We start from the raw sequence: 12,614 nt of genomic DNA, 5'->3' as shown, positions 1-12,614 counted from the left end.
CGGGTATCAGCGGTGAGACGGCGCTATTTAGAGGGCCGCCCACCCACGACATAGCGCCGCCTAGCCACGAACTGGCAGCTTTTAATATTGCGTCCTGGACAGCTTGTTGTGCAAAATCAACTACGTCTGCCCTATTCGCTTTAATTTGGCCCATGATCAGATCCGTAGCCTTTTGCGCCTCGGCCTGCCCCGGACCTTGCATGAAATACTCCGGCAGGGACCTTCCATCCGGCCCGAGTACATACTTCCCGGTAAACGACTTTGCGGCGATTGCCCCGGTATCAGTGAGCGAATCGCCCAGGAAAATGACCTCGTCATAGGGCGAGGCCCGGGCGTTCAGTTGGGGGCCCAGCACGGCGGCCAGCGCGATCGCCATCATCCGCGCCTTGCGCCGGCGCTTCGGGTACCTTGAATCAATCATGCGACTGTCTCCTCCAGTTTATTGAGTCGAAGCCATCGTCATGGCCGCCCGCTCAGGCACTTGGCTTGGCAGCACGCCATGCGACAGTTTTTTTGAACAGCGTTTACCAAAACGAACGTTTGATTTCACTGTGAAACTCAATCTACCAGCCGGAGAAGTGCTGATTTCGTCCTCGAAAAAAACCGGAATTGTCTTAGCCGGGAATACCCCGAGCCTGCTGTCAGGGCGACGTGGCGCCGGCCCCGGCCGGCCCCACCGGCACCGCCTCCGCATGCACCTTGAAGCGCCGCACTTGCTGCGCCAACCGGCCGGACTGCTCGCGCATGCTGACGGCCGCGGCGGCGGCCTGCTCCACCAGCGCGGCGTTCTGCTGGGTGACGTCGTCCATCTGCGCCACGGCCTGATTGACCTGGCCGATGCCGGTGGACTGTTCGACCGAGGCGCCCGCGATCTCGCGAACCAGCGTCACGGTGCGGTGCACGCTCTCCACCACTTCCCGCATGGTGCGGCCGGCCTCGTCGGCCTGGCGGGTGCCGTCCTCGACGCGGCTGACCGATTCGTTGATCAGCGCGTTGATTTCCTTGGCCGCCACCGCCGAACGCTGCGCCAGCGTGCGGACCTCGCCGGCCACCACCGCGAAGCCGCGGCCCTGCGCGCCAGCGCGCGCGGCTTCGACGGCGGCATTGAGCGCCAGGATATTGGTCTGAAACGCGATGCCATCTATCACGTTCGTGATGTCGGCGATCCGGCGCGAGCTTTCCGCGATCGCTTCCATGGTTCGCACCACGCCGTCGACTTCCTCGCCGCCGCGCGTGGCCACGCTGGAGGCGCGGGTGACGAGCTGCTCGGCCTGACTCGCATGGTTGGCGTTCAACTGCACGGTGCTGGTCAGTTGCTCCATCGACGCCGCGGTTTCTTCCAGCGACGCCGCCTGCGCCTCGGTGCGTTGCGACAGATCGGCATTGCCCTGCGCGATCTCGGAAGAGGCCGCGGCAATGCCTTCGCAGCCATCGCGCACGTCGCGCACAATGCACGCCAGGCCGTCGTTCATGTCCTTGAGCGCGGTCATCAGGTCACCGGTCTCATCGCGGCTCAGAACGCGGATGTCGCCGGTCAGGTCGCCGGCGGCCACCTGGCGCGCCGCGTTCACCGCCTGGCCGAGCGGCCCGACGATGCCGCGCGTCATCAGCCAGCCCAGTAGAATCCCGAGCGCCACGCCGCCGAACGACAGCGCGACCATGATGTCGCGGGTGCGCTCATACAGATCGGAACCGGCCTGCACCGACTGCGCGGTGGCGTTTTCCTTGTTGCGGGCGAGTTTTGCCATGAGGGCGTCCAGCATTTCCGAAGACGCGATCAACTGCTTTTCGATCTCGACGGCGCGTGGATCCTTCTGCATCAGCGGCAGTCTGGCGGCTTCGTTGAAGAACGCATCGGCGTCGCGCCGCCAGGCGTCTTCCATCTGTTTGAACGACACCAGCATGCGGCGCCCTTCCTCGGTGTGGAAGTAGCCATGGGCGCGCTCGCGCAACGCGTCCAGCTTGCTCACGGCGGTGTCGAACTGCTGACGGATGGCCTCGCGCTCGCGCTCGCTGGTCGCCGCCAGGTAGCTGTTGCGGGCGCGGCCGGCGTACACCAGTTGGAGGTTGGCGTCCTTGATTGCGGTCAGGCCACGCAGCTCGACATCGTAAAGCTCGGTGTTCATGTCGTTGATGCGGGCCATGGCCCAGACGCCGAAAGCGCCGATCGCGCCTCCCAATAGCGCCACCATCAGAAATGCGCCCGACAGGCGGGCACGGATACGCAAACCAGAAAAAAGCCGAAACATGCTTGCTCCCTAGGGTGCCGCGGCCCGATGGCGTGATACCGCCTGTTGTTGTGCCGGGGCTGTGTTGAGCCGGACTTGCATCGTAGGACCAAGGCAACGGCCGGGATAACACTAGGAAAAGCGGGTTTTTGCGACTTTTCCCGCTGCTGGTTCAAGCATTTGCTTAAGGCCTCTATAAATTTTTGCAATGCGCGCGCAGCGCGCGGGACGGTGGACAAATCCGTTGTTCAGTCCGAGAACGCGCGCGCGCTTTTGCAGTCTCGCCGCCCGCTAACGTCGGGTTAATGCGCGGCGGTGAGCATGGTGCGGCGTCGAGCCCGGGGCATTGCAAAGAACCGGGACTGGCTCAAGGGCAATGCCCCCCTTCACGCCTCGCTCGCGAGGCCCAGACGTTCACGGAGACCCGTCCCACCATGCGCACACCCGGATCCCTGCGGATCGCATCCCGACGCGCCCTGTCCATTCTTGCCCTGTCCATCCTGGCCGCCTGCGGTGGCGGTGGCGGTGGCGGTGGCGGTGGCGGTGGCGGCGGCGGTTCGCGTCAAGGCGCCTCGGGAGCGAACGCGCCCCTGCCCGGCCCCGCAGGCGGCGGCAGCGGTAGCGAGAACACGGCGGCGCCAGCCGCGCCGGGGGCTCCAGTGGTTCCGGTTGCGCCTGTCGAGCCGGTGGACCCAGGTACGCGCGACGAGCCTGTCGTGACTGTCGATCCGGTCGCACCCGACAATCCTGATGAACCGGCCGCCCCGGTTGCGCCGGCGCTTCCTGACGATCCTGACGCGCCCACAGATCCTGACGCCCACGCCGATACGGACACGCCCGCCGACCCTGACCCAGCCACCGTTCCCGCCGAGCCTGTTCCTGTCGAGCCGGTGCCCGTTGAACCCATACCCGTCGCGCCTCTCCCACCCGCTGATACCGGCACGCCTGACGACTCCGGTACGTCCGCCGACCCGGGCCCCACCGCCGTTCCCGTCGAGCCTGCGCCCGACACGCCAGTCCCGCCCGACGACACGGTCCCACCTGCCGAGACCGACACACCCGTCAAGACCGACACGCCCGCCGATACCGACACACCCGTCAATACCGACACGCCCATCGATACCGACGCACCCGTCAATACCGACACGCCGGTCGATACCGACGCACCCGTCAATACCGACACACCTGTCAATACCGACACGCCCGTCGATACCGACACACCCGTCGATACCGACACACCCGTCGATACCGACACACCCGTCAGTACCGACACACCCGTCAATACCGACACACCCGTCAGTACCGACACACCCGTCAATACCGATACGCCCGCCGATACCGACACACCCGTCAATACCGACACCTCAGCCGATACCGATACCTCAGCCGGCCCAACCGCCGTTCCCGTCGAGCCCGCCGAGCCGCTGCCCGCCCCCATTCCGATCGGCCCGCCCGTGCCCATCAGCGACGGCGGCATTCCCGGCTGGCGGCCCACGTCGCCTATGCCGGCGGTGCCGCTGGTGACCGCGTTCGACGGCACCGGCGTCAACGTCGGCGTGATCGACAATGGCTTCGAAGCCGACCCCGCCAAGGATCACCACAAGACCGCGGTGGCCGGCGCGCTGCGCGAGGTCATCGCCCCGGAATCCGCCGAGCCTACTGACGCCAGGGGCGCGGTCACCACCCACGGCGCCATGGTCAGCCGCGTCCTCGCCGGCCAGAGCGTGGCGGGCGACAGCTTTCCCAGGGGTGTGGCCACCGGTGTCAACCTGTACCAGGCCAACCGGCCTACCAGCTTCTCGAACGTACACCTGCAAAACCTGATGACCGCCATGAACGCGCGCGGGGTCAGGATCATCAACAACTCCTGGTCCTTCACCATCGTCGCCTCGCAGGCGCTGCCAGACGGTAGTGAAGCCCGGCCCGACTCAGCCACCGTCAGGGGTTATTTCCCGATCTACTTGACCGCCGTGACCCGCAACAACCAGTTGTTGGTCTGGGCCAACGGCAACGAATCGCGGGACAATCCCTACCTGATCGCGGGCGCGCCGTATGTCATGCCCGCGCTTGAACGCGGCTGGCTCACGGTCACGCAATTGGAGTCCGGGGCTGATAATCTCGCGTTGTGGTCCGACGCCTGCGGTGTCGCGGCGAACTGGTGCCTGAGCGTGCGCACGCGCGCCAAATCCCTCACCGGCACTTCGTTCGCCGCGCCCATGGTCGCGGCCACCGCGGCGCTGGTGGCGCAGGCCTATCCCTGGATGGACAACAGCGCCCTGCGCCAGACCGTGCTGTCGACCACCGACGACCTGGGCGACCGGGCGCGCTTTGGCTGGGGCAAGTTGAACATTGAGCGCGCCGTGCGCGGCCCCGCCCTGTTCGACACGCGCCTGACGCTTGGCGGCGACTTCGTGGCCAGTTTCGATGACATGCGCTCGGAGTTCTTCAACGACATCGGCGGCGACGCCGGCCTGACCAAGGGCGGCACCGGCACGCTGGTGCTGTGGGGCCAGAACAGCTACGCCGGCACCACCACCATCAACAACGGCACCGTCGAGCTGTACGGCAGCCTTGCCGGCGACATCGCCATCCAGCCTGACGGCGCCCTGAGCGCCGACGGCGGCGTGGCGCGACGCTCGGTGGACAACCGCGGCACACTGCGGACCGACGGCAATGGCCTGCACATCCTCGGCGACTACACCGCCGAGCGCGAAGCCAACCTGACCACCCAGCTCGGCACGGCCCTGACGGTCGATGGCGCCGCCAGCCTGAACGATTCCACCCTGGTGGTCACCAAACCGGACGACGCCTACGTCGTCATGTCGCGCGAGACCGCGGTCAAGGCCGGCGCGGTGATCGGCCGTTTCGGCACGGTGACCGCGGGCGCGGGCCTGTTGTATGCGGTCAGCCCCGACTACTCGGCCACCCAGGTCGACCTGAACGTGGCGCGCAAGGACGTCGCGGAGGTGGCGCAAGGCCTGTACGCCGGCCAGCCCGGCCGGCTGGCCGCCGCGCAAGCCATCGAAACCGCCTTCCAGGCCGCCGACGAGAAAGCGCTGGGCGCGGAGGCCCGCGTCAGCGACGCCTTCGTCGCGGGCGCGGCCCAGTTGCAAGCCGTGGCCGACGCCACGTCGCTGGCCGCCGCCCTGGACAGCGTCAGCGGACAGATCCACGCCTCGTCGCAGGCGCTGGCATTCCAGCAGGCGCAGACGGTGGACCGCGCCCTGACCGACCGCCTCGACGACCTCGCGCCGTCCGGCGCGCGCACCGGCGGCTGGGTCAACATGATCGGCGCCACGGGCCGGCTGCGCCAGTCCGGCTACGCCAGCGCCAACACCCGCCTGTATGGCGGCCAGGCCGGCTTCGACCACGCCATCAACGCCGACACCGTGGTGGGCATCGCCCTGGCCTGGTCTGACGCCAAGGCCAGCTTCGACAGCTACGGCGGCCGCGCCAGGAGCCAGGGCGCCGGGCTATCGCTGTATGCGCGCCTGGGCGCCGACCAGGGGCCCTATGTGGCGGCCCGCGCCGGCCATGAATGGATCCACGCCGACGTCCGCCGCGATGTCCTGGTGGGCGCCACCACGCGCCTGGACAGCGGGCGCGCCGACGGCCTGACCTCGCTGTACCTCGAAGCCGGCCACGCCTTCGCCGGCCATGGCAGCCGCCTCACCCCGTTCGTGGGCCTGTCGCACGACCACCTGCGGCGCGGCGCCATCGACGAGGGCAGCCATCCCTTCGCCCTGAAGTCCGGCGCGCGCGCCTACGACCAGAGCGCCGGACTGCTGGGCCTGCGGCTGCGCGCCGCGCCGGTGGACTGGGCCGGCGGCCTCACCACCTTCAGCGCCTATGGCGCCTACCGCTACGGCAATCCGGCGCGGCTGGACTTCACGGCCGCCTTTGGCGGCGCCCCCGACGCCAGCTTCCAGGTCGAAGGCATCGGGCTGCCGCGCCATAGCGGCTGGGTCGGCATGGGCGTCCGCGCCCAGCTCGGCAACGCGCTGTCCTGGTTCGTCAACGGCACCCTGCAATTCGGCCGTGGCGGCGTGGCCAGCAATGGCCTGTCGGCGGGGCTGCGCTGGCGCTTCCCGTAAGGCGCGCGGCGCGCACGCTCCGCCCGCCTATCAATCTTTGCGCATGACCCATGCGCCGGGGTTATGCCCGGCGCCGCGCGCGCGCCCGCCGGGCTGAAAAATCATCATTCAAAACAGCCACTTACCCGGACAACGCCAGTTCCGGGACGGGCGCCCGCGCCCGTCCGCCCCGGGTTCCCCTATCGCTCGCCAGCGGGCAATCTACGCGGTTTGAATCCAAGGGGCCGCATGCCAGGCCTCGATCCCCCTACGAGGAGCTTTCCTGTGAGCAAAACGTCCACCCGCCGCAAGCTTGGCCTGGCGGTCGCGCAAATGGGCCCGGTGCATCTGGCCGACGATCGGGCCGCCGTGGTCAAGCGACTGGTCGAAATGATGCGCGAGGCGTCCGCGCGCGGCAGCGAATTCGTGGTCTTTCCGGAACTGGCGCTGACCACGTTCTTCCCGCGCTACTGGATGAGCGAAGCCGAGGCGGTCGAGCGCTTCTTCGAGCGCAGCATGCCCAACGCCGACGTGCAGCCGCTGTTCGACACTGCCCGCGACCTGGGCATCGGCTTCTACCTTGGCTATGCCGAAATCACGCCGGACGGCCGCCGCTACAACACGGCCGTGCTGGTCGACCGGACCGCGCGCATCATCGGCAAGTACCGCAAGATCCACCTGCCCGGCCACGACGACCACAAGACCGATGCGCCCTTCCAGCACCTGGAAAAGAAATTCTTCGAAGTCGGCGATCTGGGCTTCGGCGTATGGGACCTGGAAGGCACCCAGGTCGGCATGTGCCTGTGCAACGACCGCCGCTGGCCCGAGACCTACCGCGTGATGTCACTGCAAAGCGCCGAGCTGATCGTGCTGGGCTACAACACGCCCTCGCTCAACATCCACTGGAACGAACCGGCGCACTGGCGCACCAGCACGCACGAGATCGTGCTGCAGGCCAGCGCCTACCAGAATGCCGTGTGGATCGGCGCGGCCGGCAAATGCGGCTCGGAAGACGGCCACCACATGATCGGCAGTTCGATGATCGTGGCGCCGTCCGGAGAAATCGTGGCGCGCTCGACCTATGAAGAGGACGAAGTCATCACGGCCCGGATCGATCTGGCCATGGGCCAGACCTTCCGCGAGCACGTGTTCAATTTCGCCAAGCACCGCAGCCCGCGCCACTACCAGTTGATCGTCGAGCGCACCGGCGCCGGCGCGCCGCTGCCCACGCCGGCGGACCCGGCGTGAACGCGGACGGCGCGTCAGTTGCCCAGCTTGATCGCGCCGCTGTCGAGCAGCTTGCGCCACTTGGCCGAGTCATCGGCGATGAAGCGCTGCAAATCGGCGCGCGAGCCGCCGCCAGCGGTCATGCCGGCGGTGGCGACCGCGTCCTGGAAGGCGCGCGACTGCACCGTCTGGCGCAGCAGCGCGTTCAATTGGTCGAGCACCGCCGCGTCGATCGCGGGCGAGGCCGCCACTGAAAACCACTGGCTCGCGTCGTAGTCCGGAAAGCCCGATTCAGCCACGGTGGGCACATCCGGCAGCGAAGCCAGGCGCGCGCGCGTGGTGACCGCATAGGCCTTGAGCACGCCGGCGCGGATCTGTGGCAGCACCGGCGCCGAGCCCAGGATGGCCAGCGGAATCTGGCCGCCCGCGACATCCGAAACGGCCTGGCCGCCGCCCTTGTAGGGCACGTGCATAATGCGCGTGCCGGCGTACTGGTTCAGCAGCTCGCCAGCCAGGTGTTGCGACGTGCCGTTGCCCGAGCTGCCGAAGCTCCACGCCTCGGGATGCTTGCGCGCATCGGCCAGCACCTCGGCCAGACCCGGCAGGCTGCGCGAGGCCGGCCCCACGATCACCATGGGCCCTTGCGCCAGCAGCATCACCGGCGCAAGTTCCTTGCCGATCGCCGGCTGCGGGTTGGGATAGATGAGGGGCCCGGGCACGGTGATCAGGTAGCCATCGCTGGCCTGGCTGCGCGCCACCAGTTGCAGCGCGATCGCGCCGGACGCGCCCGCCTTGTTTTCCACCACCACCGTCAGGCCGCTGCGGCGCGAGAGTTCCTGCGCGGCAACGCGGGTCAGTACGTCGGCGGTGCCGCCGGGCACGAAGCCCACGACCCAGGTGATCTGCCGGGCGGGCCAGGCCAGGGCCGGTTCGGCCTGCGCGGACCAGGCTGGCGCCAGGGCCGTGGCGCACCCCAGCCAGAGTGCGAAGCGTCGGATGACGGATTTCATGATTTCCCCTTGTATGAACGCCCCCCGTCTGCGCGGGCGGCTCAATCCCGGTCGGGCCGGCCGGGTGTGGTGTTGGGATGCTCGGCGCAGGATTGGTTGAATGCCTGCACCATTTTCAGCATCGGCCCGAGCACCCAGGTGTTGAAGATCAGGATGTCGCTTTCTTCCTTGGGGTCCTGTTTCAGATTGAACAGGTAAGGCGATTCGAGCTTGCCCTTGCCTTCGTTGACCTCGGGTTCCCAATAGAAGTGCAGCTTCCAGTCGCGCCACTTGACCGCGCGCAACTCGTTCTTGATGTAGAACAGGAAGCCCTCGCGCGTGGAATCGGCGCGCGCGCCAGTGAAGAAGTCGGTCTGGTCGATGCCGTCGATCGGCCGGTCGGCCGGGATGTCGGCGCCGCCGATGCGCGACAGCGTCGTGAACAGGTCGGTCACGTGCACCATTTCGTTGGACACGCGGCCGGGCGCCACCTTGCCAGGCCAGCGGATGATGAACGGCACGCGCAGGCTGCCTTCCATGGCGGTGTGATAGGTGCCGCTCCAGGGGCCGGCGGTGCCCCGGTAGGGCTTGCGGAACTCCGGACCGTTGTCGCTGCAGAAGATGAACACCGTGTCGTCGCGCAGCCCCAGTTGGTCCACCTCGGCCACGATCTGGCCCACGCGATGGTCCATTTCCACCATGGAGTCGGCGAAGTCGCCTGCGCCGGTACGGCCGGCGAAGTCCGGATGCGGCAGCGTCGGAAAGTGCAGGTGCACCAGCGGCAGATACAGGAAGAACGGGCGCGCGGCGTGCGCCTGCTCGCGCATGAAGGCCTGGGCGTGGCGCACCAGGTCGGCGTCGATGCCGCGGCGGCTGTCCAGGTCGTACAGCTTGACCTGGGTCGACGCCTGGCCGGCGCGGCCCTCCATGATGTAGGGCAGATCCGCCACGCTGGGATCGAAACCGATGGACGAGGTGAACTGGCTTTCGTCGGTGGTGCGCGGAATGCCGTACCAATGGTCGAAGCCGCGATCCGACGGAAACCGGCCGGGAATGTCGCCCAGGTGCCACTTGCCGTAATGCGCCGTGGCGTAACCCTGGCCCGACAACTGCTGCGCCAGCGTGATCTCGTCGCGCGTCAGGCCCTGCGGCAGGCCCGGCGGCACCGATTGCAGGCAGCCGGTGCGGATCGGGTGGCGGCCGCTCATCAGCGCCGAACGGGTCGGCACGCAGTCGCTTTCGACGTTGAAGTTCTGCAACAGCAGCCCTTCGCTGGCGAGCCGGTCGATGTGCGGCGTAGGCGCCCCGCGCAGCGCCCCGCCGCCATAACAGCCCAGCTCGCCCCAGCCGAGATTGTCGGCGACGATCAGCACGATATTGGGGCGATGGGACATAACGGCGTTTCCTGGAGGGTCTCGGGGTATGTCCGGGATTCTAAAAGCGTCATCCGGTCTTAACATTCCTGAAAGTGTGATCTGGAATAACCAAGATTCATGAATCTGTCATTGCGCGATATCGAGTACTTCCTGGCCGCGGTCGAGCATGGCCACCTGGAGCGCGCCGCCACCGCCTGCGGCGTGAGCCAGCCGGCGCTGTCCAAGTCGTTGCGGCGGCTGGAGGCCGATACCGGGCTGGCGCTGATGCAGCGCCACGGGCGCGGCCTGCGGCTCTCTTCCGAGGGCCTGGTGTTCCTGCAGCACGCCAACAAGCTCTGGGCCGAGTACCGCGATGCGGTGCGCCACGCGATGGAGCTGCGCATGGGCGAGGCCGGCCTGTTGCGCGTAGGCGCCACCGGCGTCACGGTGGATAGCGTGGTCATGCCCGCCCTGCGGCGCCTGTTGCCGCGCCGGCCAGCGCTGCGGCTGCAGCTCACGCAAGGCCTGTCCGACGACCTGAACCAGCAGGTCGAGCGCGGCGGCCTCGACCTGGCGGTAACCCCGGTCTACGCCGACGGCCCCGCCACCCTGCTCCACGAGATCATGTTCGAGGATGGTTTGTGCGTGGCCGCCAGCCGGCGCCATCCCCTGGCCGCACGGGCGCGCCTGCACTGGCGCGACCTGGCCGGGCAGCGCTGGATCCTGCCCCGCCCGACCTCGGTGGTGCGCCGCATGCTGGATGCGCGGTTCGCCGAGGCCGGCCTGGCGCCGCCGGCCGCGGCGCTCGAAGTGGAGCATTTTTCTCCGGGATCGTTGCAGTTGCTGGCCGAGGGCGACATGCTGGCCGTGCTGCCGCTGAGCGCGCTGGCCGGTACGGTGGCCGTCACGCCGCTGCCGGTGGCGTTGGGGCAACCCTTGCGGCGCAGTATTGCCTTGATCTCACGCCGTGGCACCACCTGGTCGCCGCTGATGAACGAGTTCCGCGAAGCCGTGTTGGCGTGTGGCGGCGATGCCAAGGCGGCCGCGGCCACGCGCGGCAAGCGGGCCTAGCGCCGCGCGCGGACTCATCTTAGTGCCGCGCGCGGAATCACGTGCGCGCGCGCGCCTCGGCGCCAAGCGCCCAGACGCTGTCGCGTGCGCCGTCTCGAACGCGCCGCGCGCCGGCCCGCGCCATCCCGGCAAAGCCCAGGGCAGCCACCAGCGCCGTGCCATCCACGGCCAACGCCGCGGCCGAGGTATGCGCCCACAGGCCGCTGGCGGGCCACAACGCGCCCACCAGTGACGTCAACGGAATCGCCAGCGTCACTGCCGCCGCCGTCCACAGCAGCTGCACGCCTGCTATCGCGCCGCCCCGCAGAAACGCCCACGCGATGCTGGCGAAAAAGCTCATGTAGTACAGCCCGCGCAGCCAGCCATCCAGGCCCGCGACGTGGCCATTGAGCCATTTGGCCGCGACGATCATCAGCGAAATCCCGCACACGCTGCCCAGGCAGACCCCTACCGTGGCCGCCGCCATCAGCCGCGTGTCGCGCCGCTGCGCCGGAATCGCGCCCGTCTTGCGGTCGGCGCTCTTGCGGCGCGTTTCGATCCACAACAGGTTGCCGCTGTAGAACAGCCAGGCGCCCGCCAGCGCCAGCAGGAAATACAGCCACTGCACGGTCACGCCGCCAAAGGCCGCCATGTGCAGGGCGAAGAAGCTGCTGATCCACAGATTGGCGGCGCTTTGCGCGCCGGGAAGGTAATCGCGGTTGACGATACGGCCCGAGTACGGATCGATCGCCACGAAGCCGCCGCGCGCGCGCGGCGACACCGCGCGCGGGTCCTTGCCCCACACCCGCACCACCGCGCGTGGCCCGTCGACCTGCTGGTACTGCAGCACCTCGGGCACGAAACCCGGGGCCGCCGCGTGCGCCCGCGCCAACAGTTCACGCGGCGCCAGCATGGCCGCCGGATCGCGCCGCGGCGCATCCCCGGCCGCGCCGCCCGGGCGCTGGAACACCGCCTCCAGCCTGCCTTGGTACATCAGCTTGTCCTGCAGGTCATAGATACCGTCATGGAACGCGAACACCACCGAACTGAGCGCCATGACCAGATGGAACGGCAACGACACGATGCCCACCACATTGTGCGCGTCCAGCCACATGCGCTTGCGGTTCTTGCCGATGCGCAGGGCGAAGAAATCCTTGACCAGCGAGGGCAACAGCACCACCACACCCGATACCAGTGCCAGCGCGTACAGCGCGGCGATCACCCCCATGATCCAGCGATTGGGGTCGGTGTCGACCGGCAGGCCCACCACCCGGTGCAGCACGTCGATGAACGCAGCCAGCCCGCTGGGCGCGGCCTGCTCCAGCCGCAGCCCGCCGTCGGCCCCGGGCACCGCGACATAGTGGCGCACCGCCGACTCATCGTGCTCGTCGGCCCGCGCGTCGCGCACTTCCCAACCGAGCCGAGCCGGCACGTTTTCGGTCTGCCGCAGGTATATGTCGAAGCCCTTGGCCACCTCCGGCCGCGCCGCCAGGGTCCGGGCGATCAGGTCGGGGGTTTCGTCCAGCGGCACCTGCGCCTGTGCCGATGGCGGCGTTGCCCAGCGCGACAGGGGTTCCTTGAACAGCGTCAGCGCGCCGGCATAGAAGGCGATGAACAACGCCATGCCCGCCAGGATGCCGGTCCAGGTGTGGACCGACTTGTAGATGCGTATGTAGTCGGCTTTCATGATCG

The 12,614-nt window shown here is 68.2% G+C and carries 7 protein-coding genes; 3 read left to right on the top strand and 4 right to left on the bottom strand.

Annotated features, from left to right (window positions below; all coding sequences use genetic code 11):
• Positions 1–641 precede the first annotated feature (641 nt).
• Positions 642–2,249: a methyl-accepting chemotaxis protein gene (locus tag K2W61_RS16270; RefSeq protein WP_236756065.1), complete on the bottom strand. Its 1,608-nt coding sequence runs from the start codon at positions 2,247–2,249 to the stop codon at positions 642–644.
• 695 nt (positions 2,250–2,944) lie between these two features.
• Here K2W61_RS16270 and K2W61_RS16265 point away from each other — a divergent pair.
• Both K2W61_RS16265 and K2W61_RS16260 read left to right on the top strand, forming a co-directional pair.
• Entirely contained in the window at positions 2,945–6,322 is a 3,378-nt protein-coding gene (locus K2W61_RS16265; RefSeq protein WP_236756064.1) for an autotransporter domain-containing protein, read from the top strand.
• A 264-nt stretch (positions 6,323–6,586) separates the two neighbouring features.
• Complete coding sequence (locus K2W61_RS16260; protein ID WP_276512726.1) at positions 6,587–7,549, top strand: N-carbamoyl-D-amino-acid hydrolase; 963 nt, start codon at positions 6,587–6,589, stop codon at positions 7,547–7,549.
• A 14-nt stretch (positions 7,550–7,563) separates the two neighbouring features.
• Here K2W61_RS16260 and K2W61_RS16255 read toward each other — a convergent pair whose 3' ends face one another.
• Complete coding sequence (locus K2W61_RS16255) at positions 7,564–8,538, bottom strand: Bug family tripartite tricarboxylate transporter substrate binding protein (protein WP_175133412.1); 975 nt, start codon at positions 8,536–8,538, stop codon at positions 7,564–7,566.
• A gap of 41 nt (positions 8,539–8,579) precedes the next feature.
• Complete coding sequence (locus K2W61_RS16250) at positions 8,580–9,911, bottom strand: arylsulfatase (protein WP_175133411.1); 1,332 nt, start codon at positions 9,909–9,911, stop codon at positions 8,580–8,582.
• Positions 9,912–10,010: 99 nt separating this feature from the next.
• On the opposite strand from K2W61_RS16250, the gene K2W61_RS16245 reads away from it, so the two are divergent.
• Positions 10,011–10,943 (top strand): LysR family transcriptional regulator, encoded by a 933-nt coding sequence (locus K2W61_RS16245; RefSeq protein WP_236756062.1) that lies wholly within the window; start codon positions 10,011–10,013, stop codon positions 10,941–10,943.
• A gap of 37 nt (positions 10,944–10,980) precedes the next feature.
• Here the strand turns inward: K2W61_RS16245 and K2W61_RS16240 are convergent, their stop codons facing one another.
• Positions 10,981–12,609, bottom strand: coding sequence for a PepSY-associated TM helix domain-containing protein (locus K2W61_RS16240; protein WP_236756061.1), 1,629 nt, complete (start codon positions 12,607–12,609; stop codon positions 10,981–10,983).
• Positions 12,610–12,614 lie beyond the last annotated feature (5 nt).

It is taken from the genome of Achromobacter pulmonis, assembly GCF_021733725.1.
Taxonomy (GTDB): domain Bacteria; phylum Pseudomonadota; class Gammaproteobacteria; order Burkholderiales; family Burkholderiaceae_B; genus Achromobacter; species Achromobacter pulmonis.
This window is presented reverse-complemented; position numbering and strand designations above follow the sequence as displayed.